This is a genomic window from Arthrobacter sp. B2I5 (assembly GCF_030816735.1).
In the GTDB taxonomy this organism is placed as follows: domain Bacteria; phylum Actinomycetota; class Actinomycetes; order Actinomycetales; family Micrococcaceae; genus Arthrobacter.
On sequence record NZ_JAUSYF010000001.1, the window covers coordinates 3,263,482 to 3,280,110 of the forward strand.

At 62.0% G+C, this 16,629-nt stretch carries 17 protein-coding genes and 2 pseudogenes; 9 read left to right on the forward strand and 10 right to left on the reverse strand.

The window, feature by feature from the left end; all coding sequences use genetic code 11:
* Positions 1–112: 112 nt before the first annotated feature.
* From QFZ60_RS15230 to QFZ60_RS15250, 5 genes and pseudogenes are all read right to left on the reverse strand, one after another.
* Positions 113–961, reverse strand: a complete 849-nt coding sequence (locus QFZ60_RS15230; RefSeq protein ID WP_307091497.1) for a class I SAM-dependent methyltransferase — start codon at positions 959–961, stop codon at positions 113–115.
* A gap of 2 nt (positions 962–963) precedes the next feature.
* Positions 964–2,202, reverse strand: a complete 1,239-nt coding sequence (locus tag QFZ60_RS15235; RefSeq protein WP_307091500.1) for a beta-propeller fold lactonase family protein — start codon at positions 2,200–2,202, stop codon at positions 964–966.
* A gap of 465 nt (positions 2,203–2,667) precedes the next feature.
* Positions 2,668–3,450 carry an ABC transporter permease gene (locus QFZ60_RS15240; RefSeq protein ID WP_307091502.1) on the reverse strand — a complete coding sequence of 261 codons (783 nt, stop codon included), beginning with the start codon at positions 3,448–3,450 and terminating at the stop codon, positions 2,668–2,670.
* A pseudogene (locus tag QFZ60_RS15245) lies at positions 3,447–4,187 on the reverse strand (ABC transporter ATP-binding protein). Before QFZ60_RS15245 ends, QFZ60_RS15240 begins: the two are co-directional and overlap by 4 nt.
* 63 nt (positions 4,188–4,250) lie before the next feature.
* The gene (locus QFZ60_RS15250; protein WP_307091504.1) at positions 4,251–4,697 is read right to left on the reverse strand and encodes an SRPBCC family protein; all 447 of its coding nucleotides are present in this window, start codon (positions 4,695–4,697) and stop codon (positions 4,251–4,253) included.
* A 189-nt stretch (positions 4,698–4,886) separates the two neighbouring features.
* On the opposite strand from QFZ60_RS15250, the gene QFZ60_RS15255 reads away from it, so the two are divergent.
* Genes QFZ60_RS15255 through QFZ60_RS15265 form a run of 3 tightly spaced genes read left to right on the forward strand, consistent with a single transcriptional unit; the run spans position 4,887 to position 6,566 of the window.
* Entirely contained in the window at positions 4,887–5,480 is a 594-nt protein-coding gene (locus tag QFZ60_RS15255) for a molybdopterin-dependent oxidoreductase (protein WP_307093337.1), read from the forward strand.
* Between the two features lie 10 nt (positions 5,481–5,490).
* Entirely contained in the window at positions 5,491–6,228 is a 738-nt protein-coding gene (locus QFZ60_RS15260) for an FAD-binding oxidoreductase (RefSeq protein WP_307091505.1), read from the forward strand.
* The gene (locus QFZ60_RS15265; protein WP_307091506.1) at positions 6,225–6,566 is read left to right on the forward strand and encodes a DUF6510 family protein; all 342 of its coding nucleotides are present in this window, start codon (positions 6,225–6,227) and stop codon (positions 6,564–6,566) included. Before QFZ60_RS15260 ends, QFZ60_RS15265 begins: the two co-directional genes overlap by 4 nt.
* A gap of 79 nt (positions 6,567–6,645) precedes the next feature.
* On the opposite strand, the gene QFZ60_RS15270 is transcribed toward QFZ60_RS15265, so the two are convergent.
* On the reverse strand, positions 6,646–6,783 hold the full coding sequence (locus QFZ60_RS15270; protein WP_307091508.1) for a hypothetical protein: 138 nt from the start codon (positions 6,781–6,783) through the stop codon (positions 6,646–6,648).
* 100 nt (positions 6,784–6,883) lie between these two features.
* On the opposite strand from QFZ60_RS15270, the gene QFZ60_RS15275 reads away from it, so the two are divergent.
* A complete protein-coding gene (locus tag QFZ60_RS15275; RefSeq protein ID WP_307091510.1) occupies positions 6,884–7,459 on the forward strand; it encodes an HNH endonuclease in 576 nt (191 codons plus the stop codon).
* Positions 7,460–7,667: 208 nt separating this feature from the next.
* Here QFZ60_RS15275 and QFZ60_RS15280 read toward each other — a convergent pair whose 3' ends face one another.
* Complete coding sequence (locus QFZ60_RS15280) at positions 7,668–8,750, reverse strand: hypothetical protein (RefSeq protein WP_307091512.1); 1,083 nt, start codon at positions 8,748–8,750, stop codon at positions 7,668–7,670.
* A 225-nt stretch (positions 8,751–8,975) separates the two neighbouring features.
* On the opposite strand from QFZ60_RS15280, the gene QFZ60_RS15285 reads away from it, so the two are divergent.
* From QFZ60_RS15285 to QFZ60_RS15295, 3 genes are all read left to right on the forward strand, one after another.
* Positions 8,976–9,338: a 4-hydroxythreonine-4-phosphate dehydrogenase PdxA gene (locus tag QFZ60_RS15285; protein ID WP_307091513.1), complete on the forward strand. Its 363-nt coding sequence runs from the start codon at positions 8,976–8,978 to the stop codon at positions 9,336–9,338.
* Between the two features lie 70 nt (positions 9,339–9,408).
* A complete protein-coding gene (locus QFZ60_RS15290; protein WP_307091515.1) occupies positions 9,409–10,182 on the forward strand; it encodes a DeoR/GlpR family DNA-binding transcription regulator in 774 nt (257 codons plus the stop codon).
* Positions 10,183–10,330: 148 nt separating this feature from the next.
* Positions 10,331–11,224 carry a hypothetical protein gene (locus tag QFZ60_RS15295; RefSeq protein WP_307091516.1) on the forward strand — a complete coding sequence of 298 codons (894 nt, stop codon included), beginning with the start codon at positions 10,331–10,333 and terminating at the stop codon, positions 11,222–11,224.
* Positions 11,225–11,349: 125 nt separating this feature from the next.
* Here QFZ60_RS15295 and QFZ60_RS21710 read toward each other — a convergent pair.
* Positions 11,350–11,508: pseudogene (locus QFZ60_RS21710) on the reverse strand (DUF4230 domain-containing protein); the annotation flags it as partial.
* 38 nt (positions 11,509–11,546) lie between these two features.
* Positions 11,547–12,068: a DUF4230 domain-containing protein gene (locus tag QFZ60_RS15300; RefSeq protein ID WP_307091517.1), complete on the reverse strand. Its 522-nt coding sequence runs from the start codon at positions 12,066–12,068 to the stop codon at positions 11,547–11,549.
* A gap of 144 nt (positions 12,069–12,212) precedes the next feature.
* On the opposite strand from QFZ60_RS15300, the gene QFZ60_RS15305 reads away from it, so the two are divergent.
* Both QFZ60_RS15305 and QFZ60_RS15310 read left to right on the forward strand, forming a co-directional pair.
* Positions 12,213–13,532: a hypothetical protein gene (locus tag QFZ60_RS15305; RefSeq protein ID WP_307091519.1), complete on the forward strand. Its 1,320-nt coding sequence runs from the start codon at positions 12,213–12,215 to the stop codon at positions 13,530–13,532.
* Between the two features lie 77 nt (positions 13,533–13,609).
* Positions 13,610–13,837, forward strand: coding sequence for a hypothetical protein (locus tag QFZ60_RS15310; RefSeq protein WP_307091520.1), 228 nt, complete (start codon positions 13,610–13,612; stop codon positions 13,835–13,837).
* Positions 13,838–13,898: 61 nt separating this feature from the next.
* Here the strand turns inward: QFZ60_RS15310 and QFZ60_RS15315 are convergent, their stop codons facing one another.
* Complete coding sequence (locus tag QFZ60_RS15315; RefSeq protein WP_307091522.1) at positions 13,899–16,481, reverse strand: DUF4268 domain-containing protein; 2,583 nt, start codon at positions 16,479–16,481, stop codon at positions 13,899–13,901.
* Positions 16,482–16,629: the final 148 nt, after the last annotated feature.

Genomic DNA, 16,629 nt, shown 5'->3' on the forward strand with positions numbered 1-16,629 from the left:
GCACACGGAGCAGCGGATGGAACGACGACGGCGGGAGTACCTGCCGCCGTCGTCCTCCTTCAGCGTGGGCGAACGGCAGCCGCTGCCCTGAGATAGATTCGCCGGGTTCGGGTTACCGCCCGTCCTCCCCCGCCTTCGACAGCGTGAAGATCCCGTAGCGCATCGCACCGATGCGGTACGCCAGGATCATCCGGGGGATGCTCAGAAAGGAGTTTCGATTGCGCGCCCCAAAGGCGACGCGGCGGGTCTCGCGATCGACGAACAAGGCCTTCACGAGTCGGCGAGCGCAGATTGGCCAGGTGCGGGCGACGCGGCGGCTCACATCCTCGTAGCCGGTGACCGTAAAGCCGGCGGCCGTAGCCATCGCCTCGTAATCCTCACGGGTGCCCAGCGAGGGCAGGCGCCCTTCGCGGCAGATCGGCTCGAGCAGGTGGCGGACCTTCCAGCCGTTGGCATCGGTCTCGGCGAGCCACGCGCAGATGACGAAGCGGCCGCCGGGCGACAGCACGCGGTGCGCCTCGGCGAAGAACCTGGGCTTATCCACCATGTGCTCACTGGACTCAATCGACCAGGCGGCATCGGCTGATGCATCTGCCAGCCCGTTGTCGAGCCAGTCGCGGACTTGGATGTCCACGCTCGGCACAGGATGCGCGGCGGCGTAGCGGGCTTGCTCGGCGGAAAGCGTGAAGCCGGTGACGCGGACCGCGCGGGTCACGGCGAGCCGTCTTGCGGTGGAGCCGTAGCCGCAGCCAATGTCGATGCACGCCTGGCCGGGCAGCAGCTCCAGCCTGTCCCCGACCGTGTCCACCAGCGCCTCGACGGCCTCCCCGGGTGTCTCGCGGCCCGTCGCCCACAGCCCGTGATGGACGTGATCGCCCCACACCCACCGGTAGATGGGATCGAGCTCGTCGTAGTGATCCGCCACTGCCACCGCGTTCTGGGATATATCGGGGACGATCACGCTCAGCGGACCTTCGCCTTGGTCACGGTGATCGTGATGAGGTGGGTGACTGCGTCGGGGCTAACCCCGTTGGTGGCGGTCACCTTGAAGGTGAACTTGCCGGCCTTGGTGGGGGTGCCGGACAGGACTCCCGTGGCGCCGTCCAGGCTGAGGCCCGCAGGCGGTGCACCGGAGGAAACATGGAAGGTCGGGGCCGGGCCACCTGTGGCGGCGAATGTGTAGTTATAGGCTGCCCGCGTGTTCGCCTTGGTGGGCGGTGTGGCCGCTGTGAACGCCAGCGGTGCTGCGTCCACGGTGATGACCGAAACCGTGTTGGAAGAGGTGTTAACCACGTAGACAGCGGAGCCGTCCGGGGCGACTGCAACACCCAGCGGATGCGTCCCAACCGGGATGGTGGAGGTCACCATGTTCGACGCCACATCGATGACCGACACCGTGTCGGCACCGGAGTTCGTGACGTAGGCTGTCAAACCGTCCCGGGCGATGGCAACACTGTCAGGGGCATGCCCGACCGGGATGGTGGAGGTCACCGTACGCGAGGCCACATCAATGACCGACATAGAGTCGCCCTCGTTGTTGGCGGTGTAGGCTACTGATCCGTCCGGGGTGAACGCAACATCGGTCGGAGACGACCCGACCGGGATCGTGGAGGTCCAGGTCCCCGAGGCGACATCGATGGCCGACACCATGTCGGAATCCTGCCCATTGGTGACGTAGGCCGTCGACCCGTCCGGGGCGAACGCGACGGCGTTCGGAAGCGGTCCCACCGGGATCGAGGAGGTCACCGCGCCCGAGGCCACATCAATGACCGACACCGTGCCGGAACGGCCGTCGCCGCTGGTGACGTAGGCTGTCAACCCGTCCGGGGCGAACGCAACGGCGATCGGAGCGGCGCCGATGGCGATCGTGGTAGTGACCGTGCCCGAGCCGACATCGATAACGGAGACCTTGTCGGAATCGCCACTGGTGACATAGGCAACCGACCCGTCCGGGGCTACAGCCACATCGAGTGGAGATACGCCGACCGGGATAGTGGACGTCACCGTGCCCGAGGCGACATCGATGACGGACACCGTGCCGGACTCCAAATTCGTGACGTAGGCTTTCGACCCGTCCGGGGCGAAGGCCACCTCCCTGGGGCTTGAACCAACCGGAATCGTTCGGGTAACCGTGGCCGCAGCCGTTGCGGGGAGACTGCCCGCCAGCATGAAGGCCGCCAGAATGGTACCGATGATGGGCACACGCCGGCTGCGAAGTTGGTATCGCCGGCCTGTATTGAGTAGCTGCATCACGTTTCCCCCTGCTTGAAGAGCGAATTCTGTTGTGGAGCGTGCGGACTTCGGACGCCAGCCCTCTGAAGGCTGGCCGAAAATACGGCGTGAGCGGAGTCTATAAACCAGGCAAAACAATGGTCACCGTTGGCCCGTACCTGTCTTTTGGACCGGTACTACCTGATTTGAAGTGCGGCGAGACTGGCGAGCACGAGTTTTTTCATGGGGGTAATCTTCCGCAGACGAGGTCCGGCCAGATAGGGGGAAAAATCCCTTGCTATGTTTCCGGCTGCCCGGGCAGTGCCCAGCAGGCAGGGTAGGCGGCACGACGACGGCACGGGTGCCCCGCCGTCGTCCTTCCTTCGCTGCCGGGCGTGCGCCCGCCACGCCCTACGTGCGCACCGGCACCTTCACCGCCGAGTCGGGACGGGCGTATCAGCCGGAGCTGATTTGCATGTTCTTCCACCATTGAACGGTGATGGCAATGCCGAGCGCGGAAACCGGGACGCAGAGGAAAAGCTGCAGCGGGCTGACCGTTTCGGCGGCCGCCGCCCCGCCCATGCCCAGCCATAGCCCGGGTGCTGCGTACGGAAACCAGGCTCCGGCTCCGAACGCCGTCACCATCTGGGTGATGACCACCAGCAGAACCAGGGCGCCGACGGCGGGAAGGTAGCCCCGGGCGACGCTGGCCACAATGGCGAGGGGACAAGCCAGCAGGGCGGCCAGGGCGCCGGCGCACCAGGCCTTGCCCGCGGCGGCCAGAGCCTCCGGACCGGGCACGCCCAGACCGATGAGGGCGCCGGCAAGAAAGGCAACCGCCAGGCTCACCAGGCAAAGCAGCAGGGCCCAGAGGAGGATCACCGTAAGCTTCGCGAAGGCAAACTGCCGCCGGCTGACCGACAGGGCAAACAGGCAGGCTTCGGTTCTTTCGGTGAACTCGCGTCCGAAACTCCAACAGACCACAAATCCGATGCCCAACAGCGCCCCGACGGAGAGAAGCATGCCCACCATCGCCAGATACGCGGCCCAGCCGGTGCCGGTCAGCATGGCTGCAGCCTTGAGGCCGATCTGGCTGGACCCGTCGGACGTAGCGGCGACCATGAAGACGGCTGCGAGCCCAGGCAACACGGCGCCGATGAGGATGGACACCATCCGTACCACCGGCGCCCGGCGGAATTTCAGGGCCTCGAATTCCCGGGCCTGCCAGGAACCGCTCACGCCTGCTCCTGTTCTTGGATGTCGGACTGCAGCACCAGATCGAAGAACCGGCGCTCAAGGTCGACGGTCCCGGGCTGCAGGGTGCCGATGATTCTTCCCTGGTGAAGCACGCTGATCCTGTCGGCCATCCGTGCCACTTCATCAAGGTGGTGACTGGAGACCAGGATGGCGGCGCCCCTGTCCCGGCATGCCTCCTGTAGCAGCCGGCGGAGAACGATGACACCGCGGGGATCCAGTGCGTTAGTGGGCTCGTCCAGAACCAGGACGTCCGGCCCATGGACCAGGGCGGCGGCCAGGCCTACACGCTGCCGGTTCCCCAGCGACAGCGTCCCGGCACGCCGGGACGCATATTGGTCCAGCCCCAGATCAGACAATGCCCGTTCCGCCGCGGAGCCGGCGGCTGCACGGTCCATGCCGTGCAGCCGCGCCGAGGAATAGACGTTCTCCCTGGCCGTCAGCTCCGGGTAAGCGAAAGGGGTCTCCAGCATCTGCCCGACCCGCGACCATACCTGTGTCCCGGCATCGGAGACAGGGACCTACGTCAGCTGGGCTGAGCCCCGGTCCGGGGTGAGCATGCCCAGCAGGATCCGCATCAACGTTGTCTTCCCGGCACCGTTCAGCCCGACCAGGGCGTGGATTTCCGACGGCCCCACGTCCAGGGACACGTCCTGCAGGACGGGGAATCCGCCCAAGGCCTTGGTTACCCGCTCCGCCCTGATGGCCGCCGGCGTCGTCACCGAACTCCCCTCGCCGTCCCGCCCGATTCGCTCATGAACGCCAGGGCCGCACTCATGCGCCCGTTATCCGGTCTGTTCGAGAAGCCGCTTAAGGTTCTGAAGATTCCTCGGGAGCTGCCTCCTGGCCGCGAACCGGGCGACGCTGGGGATGAGGAACCTGCCTATGCCGTGGCCTTCAAAGTCCATATCGATGGTGACCCGCGACCCGGCGCCGTCCCGCACGGGTTCAATTGTGCCGTGGGCATGAGCTGTGAGTGGGCCGCCCACGCCCTCAACCGTCCAAGTGCGCGGTGGATGGTACCGGCTGATCACCTCGGTCCTGGCGAAGCGTCCTGGGCCAACACTCCGGGTGACGGCAGCCCGCGCACCGGCACCTGCCGGAGAATCACTGATGGGGCTTGACGTGACCGCACCGACCTGCCATTCGGGGAATCGGGCAAAGTCGGTGGCGTAGGAGAACACGTCCTCAGGCCGACGGGCTACCTCGATGCTCTGACGGATCGGTTTCATTTGTTCTTCCTTGAACGGTTCTGTCGTGCCCCTAACAGCAATTTTATCGCCGTAAGCACCGGCTTCGTGAGGAAACTCCTGCCCCAAACCATTTCCACCAACGGCCCGTCCCTAGACCCTATGGTGCGCTTGCCCTATCGTTGGGGAACCGATCACTGTCGACCGGAAGCTCCGCACTGGAGGTGCATGATGGGCATCATTTCGTCCGGTTTTCATGGAAGACGGCATGCCGGCAATCCAGCCTTACCTCCAGGCCAGTACGAGACGGCGAGTTTCCCGGTCCTGAGCGCCGGACCTGCACCAAACATCCCCCAGGAGGACTGGGAATTCTTCATTACTACTGAAGCCGGTCGACGGCACGCCTGGTCGTGGGAGGCGTTTATGGACCTCCCGCAGGTTGACATCCCCACCGACATCCATTGCGTGACCAGCTGGTCCAAGCTGGGCACCACGTGGCGGGGAGTATCCCTGGACTCGTTGTTCGAGGATGTCGAAACGAGCTGCAGGTACGCGACGGCCCACTCTTATGGCGGCTACACCACCAACGTTCCGCTGCCGGATCTCTTGGGCGGCCGGTCCTGGGTGGTGTGGGAATTCGACGGCGAGCCGCTGGAACGCGCCCACGGCGGACCCGCCCGGCTGCTCGTGCCGCACTTGTACTTTTGGAAGAGTGCAAAGTGGGTCAGCGGCCTTGAACTGACGCCGACCGATATCCCGGGCTTCTGGGAATCCAACGGGTACCACATTCACGGCGACCCGTGGCGCGAAGAGCGGTATTCATGAGGCCGAACCGATGACGGGGCTCTGGCGGGTCGCCGAAGTGGTCAGCGGCGTGCCCGAATCGGAAACGTCCAGGACCATAGGTTTGCGGGTTGACGGTTTGATGGGCAATCTCGCTGGACAGCACATCGATATCCGGCTTACGGCGGACGACGGTTATTCGGCGGTCCGCTCCTACTCGGTGGCGACGGCCGGCATGGATGAGCTCTTGGAGATCACTGTTGACGAATTGCCTGACGGTGAAGTCTCCCCCTATCTGGTCAGGGACGTTTCCATCGGCGACCAGCTGGAAATCCGCGGCCCTGTGGGCCGCTGGTTCGTCTGGCGTCCGACGGACACGAACCCGGTGCAGCTGATCGCCGGCGGATCCGGCATCGTGCCGCTGATGTCCATGATCCGGGCGCATGAGGCTTCGGAAAACCCGTCCCAGTTCCGGCTGTTGTATTCGCTCAAGTCGCCCAAGGCGGGGTTCTACCGTGAGGAGCTGCTCACCTTGGGCCGGGAATCCACCAAACTGACCGTCGACTATGTCTACACACGTGAAGCGCCACCGGGCTGGCCGGCCGCTCCCCAACGGCTCACGGCGGAGGTGCTCCTGGCAAGTATCCTGCCGGCCGAACCTACACCCGACACGTTCATTTGTGGCCAGACTGTGTTCGTCGAAACGGTCGCGGAATGGATGGTCCAGGCAGGCTATCCAGCCGCCTCGATCAAGACCGAACGCTTCGGCGGAACGGGAGGAACCCGGTGACGGGCAAACACGCTTCCCCCGGAGCTGAGAACCCGGGCCCTGAGGACCGGGACATCGCCGGTGTTGAGCACAACCCGATACCCCATCTCGATGGCAACGCGGCGGCAGGAGCCCTGTGGGAAGTGTTCCGCTTCGATATCGTTGCGGCGATCGGACGGTGCAAGCACTGCGGCGCGGTCCGGGCCTTCGCGGAGGCAAAGGTCTACGCTGACGCCCCGGGCATCGTGGTGCGCTGCAGTTCCTGCGAGGGCGTCCTGTTGAGGCTGGTGGAGACTCCCACCCAGTTCTGGCTCGACCTCAGCGGACTCAGTTACCTGCAGATCGACCGCGAAGGCTAGGACTTTCCCGGTGATCCCGTCGCCGGGCCAGCAGCACCGTTTGGAACGACGACGGCGGGACGACGTTCCGCCGTCGTCCTCAGTTAGTGCCGGCGAACGGCAGCCACTCCCCTGACGTGCGGCTGCCTCCGCCCTTCGAGTGCACCGGCACCTTCACGGCTGTGTCCTTGTGGTTGGTGAGGCCGATCGCCACCAGCTGGGCAGGGAAACTCGGCAAAAACTGAGCTAAACCTAGGACATCAGCCTCCGCTCGGCCTATACGATTTCCTGGACATCCGGGACCAGGGGCTTCCGGCGAACTGAAAATGGGGGAATCGATGCAGGAACTGGGCCGCATCTATTGGACACGGCAGGGCCTTCGCCTGGCCTACTCGGGGGTGATGGTGTGGCTCGCCGTCTCCGTGATGACGGCGCTCATGCCGAAAGGGACATCTGTCGCCGGAACGGCACCGTCCTCGGCCGCTGAGGTTCTGCGCGGCATGGTGGACAACGTCGTCGCCGCAGTCACGCTTCCCGCTCTGGCCGTCGTCGTGCTCGGCATTGTCGGTGCCGTCCTAAACGCCCGGGACGTTAAGCGCCGGGACCCGGTACGCCGCTTCACCCGCCAGCAGCGCCGCGAGGGGATGGCCCGGGCCGGTGGCCAGTGTGAGATGGAAAACGTATTCGGGCACCGCTGCGGCCGCCCTGCCGAGCACGGCGACCACTTCTATCCGTGGTCCAAGGGCGGCTCCACCAGCCTGCAGAACTTCGTCGCTGCGTGCGCCCGGTGCAACCGGGCGAAGCGTGCCAGGATTCCCTCGCCGGCACAGCAGCAACGTCTGGAACGACGACGGCGGGACTACGCTCCGCCGTCGTCTTCCATCAGCGCCGGCGAACGGCAGCCGCTCCCCTAGATCGGCGCTCTGCCTACTCGTCTGCCGGGTCATTCTTGAAGCCACTTTGTACCGCCGCGACTGCTTCGACCGGGGAGCGAGGGCTCGTGAGGAGATGCGCCCCGGCCCGCATCGGTGTCGACCGCGGGCACGAGGCGCTGGTTGGGGCTGGCATTCCGAACCCGAAGATCGGCCTGTACGCCATCAGCCCGCACGCCGGCGAGAGCCATCAACCCATGAGCACACTTAGTGCAACGAAGGCTTGGCGAATGGACTCCTCCGTCAGCCGCGCGAGTGGTACGTTCGGCCGCCGGCTGGCAAAGTGCGTCGTGCGCAGTGAGTCCGCCACTTCCTGTAGCCCGGCAGTCAGTCCTAACTGATCAACGAACTCACTCAGGACCGACATGTCCGGTTTCTCATCAGGCGACATCCTGGAGATTCTGGTGAAATCAAACTCCAGGGATGTGCGTTGGCCTGAGTAAAAATACAGCGAAACTCTCCCCAGCTGCTGACCCCTTCGGTTAGAGATTTCAAGATGAGCGGCCGGAGTGGGAGTCCTCGAGCCGATGAAGGCTAGCCCAGCCCGAGAGGCTTCGCTGAGAAACAGGTCAAAATTTTCGATGCTCGCGCTGTCATTTGACTCGAGCCACGAACGGAAGGTTCCGGCGTCCCACACCACTAGGTCGCCGCCGGCAGTTTTGCTCGCTCCTGCCCGGACTTCAGCCAGTTCTTGTCCGTAAACGCGCGGCGCCAGGATTTCGGTGCTGCCCTGCGTGAGGCGTGAGTATTCGACGGCGATAACCGAAGTGTTTGGACCGGACATGAAGTTGAGGTACTCGACCATTCTCTTCAGCGGCGAGTTGATCGCATCCACGGCCAATACGATTCTGAACCGTCCCTCTGCGAGATTCCGTGCAAGCGCCTCTCGAAGAGGAATCCCGCTCTCGGAGTCTTCGCTGAAGAGGGATCCCTGAGTGCGGCTCTGCCAGCGTGCCGCGAAATCCTCAACATCCATCTTCCACAGACGCGATGTGTAGTCGAACATTTGCCCGATGATCTCGCGTCTGGCCTGCGGGTTGGCCGCCAACTTGCACTCAACGAGTGTCACGTCCCCGGCGGCATCGACAATAACAATGTCCGCTGGGCCCGCTTCGGACGGAAATTCACGGCAAGTCCGTGCACCCTCGCCGACCCCTGGGATCAGGGCCGGATGCTCAGCGAGTATCGCCTGCAGATCCGATTCCAAGGCATATCCCGCGTAAGCGGCCTCGCGCCAGGTTCCGTCGCCTTGCCGAATCAATATGCCGCTCACAGCGGCGCCTCCGGAAATGGGTCAGCGTATGCCCTGCCGGAGATAACTTCGTCGCCCTCCGCAGGACTGCATTTCGACTTCGATGGCCGGTTATTCGTCAGTTTGCGCCGCCGGATGCAAATTCTCAATCCCCTTTCTGGCAACTGCGCGGTGGCCCGAAACAGCTGATCCGATGCAGCCGTAGGTGACACCGGGCTACACATGGGCACGATCAATTCCCCTCGAATGGCTGCGAAGCAGCAAAGTCAGCAATGTGCGGAGAAGATCGAGCCGGGTGTGAAGGCGGCGCAGGCTGCCGGGATCAACGCGGTGGGCCCGCTGCCGGCGGACACGCTGTTCTTCCTGGCCGGCCGGGGCGATTACGACCTGGTGGTGGCCATGTACCAAGACCAGGGCCACGGCCCGGTGAAGGTGCTGGGCATCGAGGCCGGCGTGAACATCACGGTGGGCCTGCCGGTGATCCGCACGTCCGTGGACCACGGCACCGCGTTCGACATCGCCGGCAAGGCGATCGCCGATTCCCGGTCCATGGTGGAGGCGCTGCACCAGGCGGCGGAGATGGCCACCCGCCCGTCCGTCGCCGTGTAGGCGTTGCTGCGGGGACTGGGCAGGGGCCGGAACTAGCATGGTTACCACTGCCACGGGAAGGAGACCGGGAATGCTGAGCGCAAACGCGCGGCGCGAGGAGATCTACCACCTTGCCGTGACCACCGGCCTGGCCTCCGTGGAGGAACTCTCCGCCCGGTTCGAGGTGACCGCGTCCACCATCCGCCGCGACCTGGCGCTGCTGAACGGGCAGGGCCGGCTGGCCCGCACCTACGGCGGGGCCATGGCCCTGGGCGCGCACCCCGAGGCGTCGCTCCGGCAGCGCACCGGCGAGGCGTTCGAGCAGAAACACGCAATCGCCCGCTGGGCGGCGTCCGTGATCCAGCCAGGCGAGAACATCCTGCTCGACGCCGGTTCCACTGTGGGTGCCCTGGCCCACGAGCTGCGCGGGTTTGAGAAGCTGTCCGTCACCACGCCGGGCATCAACACCATGCAGGAACTCGCCGAATCAGAGGGCATCGAGGTGGACTGCCTGGGCGGCCGGCTGCGCAGCGTTTCGCAGAGCTTCGTGGGGCCGCTGGCCGAGGCAGCGCTGGAGCGGATGAGCTTCGACCGCGTATTCCTAGGCGCCGACGCCGTAACAGCCGAGGACGGCATCTGCGAAGCCGACCACGCCCAAACGCGGCTCAAGGAACTCATGGCCCGCCGCGGCAGGGAAGTCTACGTGCTGGCCGATTCGTCCAAGCTCGGGCTGCGTCCCTTCCACGCGTGGGCGCGATTGGCTCTGCCGTGGACGTTGGTGACGGACGACGGCGCCGACCCCGGGCAGGTGCAAAAGTTCCGGGACGCCGGGGTACAAGTTGAGGTGGCTGCCGTCCACGGTTGAGCCAACGAAGACCTGACGGATGTTTATGCATCTGCTCTATGTGAACCCAATTTTCCATTGCGGAGCATTCACGCAAGCACACTCAAGATCTATGCAATTTTTGCCAAGCAATGCACAGCTGACCGAGCTAAGTTATTAGGGTTCACCTATGAGCGAGATATTGCTGAAGGATCCGCGTACGGCATGGGCTTGGCACGAGTACAACCAGTCACGGCATGCGCGGCAGATACCCGACAAGTTGGCCAAGAATATTCTTGACGCGATCCCTGCAGGGGACCATGGCCATGTAGAGGTGCTGGCTGACGGTGACATATGGGTCGAATCCAGCGTTTTTGGTGCCAAAGATCGGAGTCTCAGACGCGCTGATGCAAACTTTCTAGCGAGAACGATGCGTCGTTGGATTATGGTCACGCCCCAATTGGATCTGGCCGTCATCGTCGATGGGCCACCTTCGGGCGGAGTGAGTCTGGGTTCCGCTCAAATTGATCTAGAGCAAAGCTGGATTACGACCATCAAGGATAATTCGATAAAGGTTTTCCTCGACAAACGCGATTCCCCCGCGCTGGAACGCATCAAGGATGGCGCGGGTTTCGAGATCCTCCGCTTGCCGTATGTTGATGATGTCCCTGAAGCTCCCAAGCTGACCGTATCTCCGATGGACGACACTCCTCGTCAACTGGGTACTAGTTCCAACGAACAGGAGAAGGGTCAAGAAGCTGAAGTCGCCGCTTATATGGCTCAAGTCGTCCAACGTGTTCAATTGGCCTTCAACAACTACGGCTCGAAAGGGGCGATCAAGTGGATCGCTCAGGAAGAGGCAGCTCGTAAAGAGGTTGCACGGCGCGCGCTCGGATATCTCCTGAATGCAGAGCACAAGCTTAAAAGGGCGCCTCAGATTGGCGATGCCAGCTTGAGGTCAGTTCTGAACTACTATCACCACATGGAGCTACTGGCTGCTGTCTGTTGCAGAGAAATGGGCTACCCGTACCCGGGAAATTCGCCGCTCGGACAGAAAGTGATGTCGCTGGATGACTTTTATTAGACAGCTCCAGCGACGATGTTCCGGAACAGAGACGCTGTCCTTCGCTTGCAGCAAATCAGAGGCGTGGTTCTCTCGGGACCTCAAAGCGATTAGGTGGATACCATTAACCACACCCATCTGCCCGATCAGTCTTCCTCAAAGGTGACCTGGTATCCGAGCGAACCGAACAGGCCTGTCAGCATGGCCTTTGTATTCTCAGCTGCTCGCTGTCGCAGCTCGGAGCCCTCAGCAGCGTTAGCCATATCCGATTCCGCGAGGAAATAGAGCTCCGCCTGTTGTGGGACCGTGAACGCATCTACGACTCGTCAGCGATGCCCCGATCTTAGCTATACACATAGGACCGGTCATGGTCGATATTGGGCTTGTCGAGCTGCGGGTCGGGCAGTCGCAGCGTCACCCCTTTGCCGTCCTCTGACAGAATAAGGTCCTCTTCGGTGAGGCCTGAGAGGTCGACATATGCGTTGACGGTGCCAGCGGCCACAAAGAGCGTCCGTCGTCCTGCTATGAATTCGGGAAGCCCCCCGGTGTCTTCTTTCTCGTCCAACAAAAGCTCAAAATTACCTACCGCAGCGTGGTATTGGCTTACGTCTCTGACGGACTTCAGAAGAACGGTTTCGTTCCGCTCGCTCCTGCTCGAAAACGGACCGAACCCAAGCATGCTCGCTACAAGCAGGGCAGCCAGTAAAACGGCCACCGCAGATGCAATGAACGCGACGGGTTTGAATGAATGTTTCGGACACTGGACCCCTTTTGCCTTGAAACGGCTTGGGTTCCGTTCCTGTTGACTGCCTTCAAGAAATTGTTGTCTGGCTGGTTCAGGATCAGTGTAGCGGGACTCGCCCAACGCTTAGGACGGCACACTTCATGCATTCCGAGGTCATGTGGGACGATAACCACCGGTGACATTTAGGCAAGGACCATGTATCTAGGTCCTCAAGTGGTGTCGCTCCCACCGCCAAGGCGGTTTCACTTACATGAGGGGACAAAAGTGACTACTGACAGCAAGGCAGTCGTGCCGGTATGGACACTGGCTACAGAAGCCGTCAGCGTAGCGGACGTACTCGGGCGTGAAGGCATCACGCCGGCTCGACTGGCAGAACTGCGAACGGTCTTGGCAGCGCTTGCGGATTCCCCCATAGCGACACTCGAAATGCACTCCATGCCACCGACCCGCGATCGGAAGGGCGGGATTCCCCTTGACGTTGCAAGTCCGCTGGCAAAGCAGTTGACGCAGCTGGTAACGCAAACAGCGAAATCCGCTCCCCCGCAGTTGAACGTCGCGGATACGGGAGAGGTGCTGTATCGGATGGTAGTACCCGCCAAGGTTGCTGCACAGGTGGGCAAGGGACTTGTTAAACCCATGCCATCGACAGCTGTTGCCGGAGGTGTTTATGACGGGCTGCTCGGTTCCACCGGCATTATGGCTAAGGCTACGTTCGTGCCTGTTGCCGGTAAAGCCGCAGCTGCAGGCACTGCCGGCGCTGCAACTGGTTCGGCAGCCACAGCAGGCGTTGCGGTGGCAAGCGCCGGAGCTCTGACGGTGGCAGCTCCACTCGTGCTGATGGCGGTAGCCGTCAGCGTCAGTGCGTATGCCGAGCATCAGCGGCAGGAAGCAATCGAGCGAATCACTGACCTTTTAGAGCAGTTGCACGAGGACAATCTCGACAAGGAACGCAACGAGCTGGACGGGTGCCGTGAAGGGATCGACAAGGCTACCTCGATCCTTTTGGACCAGGGCCGGATCGGCTTTTCGCTCGGCCTGGATTCCTCTGTACACGGCATTAACACCGCTATCGCTGCCGCCCGGAGGCGTTTGAAGAAGTGGGAAGCGGCGCTGGATGAGCTGTCCGGCGGCGCAGTCGAAGTAAGCGAACTGAAAAAGGCGTTTCCCGGCATCACAGACGACGGGGGCACGTTCCGGGCGCATCTGGAAATTGCACGGCTGGCCATCGCCCTTAAACGGCGGGTGCTCGTGCTTCAGGCAGTCGAGCACGCCCAGCAGGACACCGGCAATTCCTTTAAGAATTTCATCGGGACGCTTCACGACGATGGGCGCAGCACCGACGAGTTGGAGTCAGGTATCAACCAGGTTCTGCTTCAATTGTCTGCGCTCGAGGTGAAGCGCGACGGCGGTTTCCGCCTTCCCGCGTTCACGCCCGGCGAGGTGGACTACCTGCTACAAGCCGCCTATCGACTGCGTGCTTTGGGTGACGGACTACAGATAACTACCCACCGGGATGACATTGCAATTGAGATCGAACGGAAAAGCAACGGATCGCTCGTAGTTTTCCCAGCGGTCGCCGCCTAGTTCCCTGTGCGGAAAGCATGCACGGATTTTGCACTTGTTCAATTCATTAAATAGCCACCACTGATACGGAGCAGACCATGGCCGGAAAGGCAGACAAAGCCGCAGCCGCGATGAAGGACGTCGGACTAAAGGCGAAAACCGCCACTACCAAGCTTTACGTTCTCGCCAAGGACCCGGAGATGCAGGCCAAGGCCGGGAAACTGGTTGCGGACGGAAAGAAACTTTATCGCGCAGCAACAAGTCCAGAAGCCAAAGAGACCTACCGCAATGTAGCGGCAGTAATAGACAACATGCGGAAGAAGTAGCAACGGGCAACCGCCCTGCCAGCTCATTACGAACCTTACGGGACCGGTGTGCCCCGTCCGGTCACCACTCTAAAACAGGTTGGTCTCCCAAGACTCCATGCAGACCTCCGTCTTGCAGGTACTTCAACAAGACTCGCGCAAAAGTGTCGGCCCTAGTCACGAGCCAATCCACAAGTTCCTGAGACTGACCCTCGTCAAGGAAGTCGCCGGGCCGTCTGCTGACAAGCTTCGACGCTTTGCGGTCAGGTTTGTCGTCCCACTCCACCTCGAACCCTAGGTCGGCTTCGATGGCGGTCCGCTGGGCCAGCAATTTCGCGAAGAGACCTTTGTCGTCATTGATCCAAAACTGCGCAGTGACGAGCTTCTTTTGGGAGTTGACCGAGAGTGAGATTACGCCACGGGAATCTCCGAGGCTCACGTCATACCAGTTTTGTGGTGATGGTTTACGCCACGTTCCAATGTTCGTCGCATGTGTAATCCCGTAGTTGCGTACCCGCTCGAAGAAGTCCAGCTGGGCGTTCTTCAGGGCCACGTTGTTTCCCGTCCGAGCATGGCCAATCACCCTGTTGCGTCGTGCCGCAATCACGTTCTCGTCGACGTCTAGACCCGCGGCGTTGGCAAGCTCCTCCGCGCCAATAAACTGCTCGCGGTCCGCGCGTCCTTCGGCATCGAATCTGATTCCTTCCTCCTCCAGAACCTCCCGTGGGTCATCATTCCGGCCGGGCTCGAGCCAGCGGAAACCAGGCGAGATCGTTCCGCCACTTTGCAGGACTCGCCAAGCGTTCGCTATCGGATAGTTCGCGAGCATCCCAGCCAGTGGCTGTGGCCAAGTGTTCGCCACGATGGCGACATCCCCATAGGAGCTCCATCGGCCAGCCGGGATTTCGGCTACGACCGCAGCAATTTGGCTGCGCAGAGCTGACGGTTCCTCGCCCACAGCAATAATGCTTTCGTCAGGGCCAGGCCACAAATCGATGATCTTCTCTGCCAATTCAGCGCTGCGTGCGTTGATCTCGTCGGCACCCCACGTGGTGTGGGCAGCGATCGCTTGATTCATCGAAACGCCGCTCTTTGCCAGCAACTCGCGCTTCTCGTGGAACGGCTTGTTGCTGAGCTCGCTGTTGTAGCCGCTGAGAGTCAGGTTGCCCAGGGTGTGTACGACGCGCTCATGCTCGTAATCGATGTCTGCGTCTGAGGCGAAATCCTTTGCGAACGTTTCCCGTACGGGCTCAGTCATCGTCTGGGGCAAGACATGCTCGATAGTCAGGTGCCGTGGGTCGAGGTCGAGGACCTCCTTCGGCCGGTAGGACTCTTCGAGCCACTGCAGGATCAGCTTTTTCTGACTTCCACGGCCCTGCCAGTAAAACGCAACATTCTGAACTGCCTCTCGAAGCTGCTGATCAGTTGCAAAGTACTTCCGGCCCCGCGACAGGTAGTCGCGTAAAGCCACGTCGATGTCCTCAGCGCCACTGATCGCACCAACAGCTTGGAGCAGTGTCCGGTTCAGGTTGGCGGTGGCGCGGCCGATAACGATCCGCCGCACGAAGTAGGACTCGAGGTATGTTAGAGCGCGAATCACTTGATCATCGGCAGCGGTGCCGGCGGCGCGGCGGGCGAGGATCTGCATTACAACGGGATACGCGGTTGTCGAGCCCCAGGATTTTATCCTGGTGAGGCGCCTGCGAATCTCGCTGTGTTTCTCCTCAGCAGGGTTGAGAATCGTGGCGAGCACCTCGCCCAGTCCGGCTATACGGATTACCTCAGCCTCTACCTGGTCGACGGTCTTGAGTTTCTCGAGCCGCTTTTGCTGTCCTACGTAGGTATCGGACTGTTTTGCCCGTTCATCGCGCTGAGCGAGGTCTAGCCAGAACAACAACTCGAGGTTTTCAGAGTCAAGCTTTTTCTCCAGGGGCAGCCAGATGTTGTCGTAGACGGTTTCTGCACGGTCACCGAGCCGCATGAATAGATAGTTCTTGAGCAAGTCACTTTGTGTCAGGCGAAGGCCTGTATTGTTCAAGGACTCGAAGATGCGGTGTGCGTTGTCTGACGGTTCGGCCGTGACGACGACGAGCGCCAGTCCGCGGACAACGGCGGCCTCGAGCAGATGGAGGTCGTGTGGGTCGTCTGGGTCGTCAGCTGCGGCGATCTTCGAGCGGAAGAATCGGTAGGCGTCACCGATGGTATCCTCTCCGCCGGCCTGAGGAGCGCGGTTGAGAACAGCCATATAGGCGGGCCGGTCTGTCTGCGTCGGCATCACCTTGAGTGGCTTGCCATTGTCGTAGACGTTGATGAGGTATTGGGCATCGATACCTCGAGCTCGGTCCGTTTCCCCGGTTTCGATCAGGTGATCTCGGAGTGCAGCCAGGAGAAGAGTCAGAGTGGTCAGGCGTTGCTGGCCGTCAACGACCAGGAACTTATTGACTCCAATGGCCCCGAAGTCAGGACTGCTCGCGAGGACGAGGGAACCGATGAAGTGTGACGCCTTCGGGTCGTCGCCAAGGGTGCGCTCCAGCTCCACGACGTCCGACCACAACTGGTCGAGCTGCCTCTTGCCCCACGAGTACACCCGTTGGTAAAGGGGAATCTGGTACTGCTTCTTGCCTTCCAGGACACCTGCAAGCGTCCCGTTTTCCGCTCGGACCACAAGCGTCTCCTCAGGGTCTTAGTGCTTATCGATGAGATTACAGCGATCCACTACTCACACCGCATCCGGCGCTTCTCGAGGATAACTACGCGCCCACGGTGGGCCGGAACCGCGTACACAGCCGCCCACATCAGGAGTACGAAGCGCC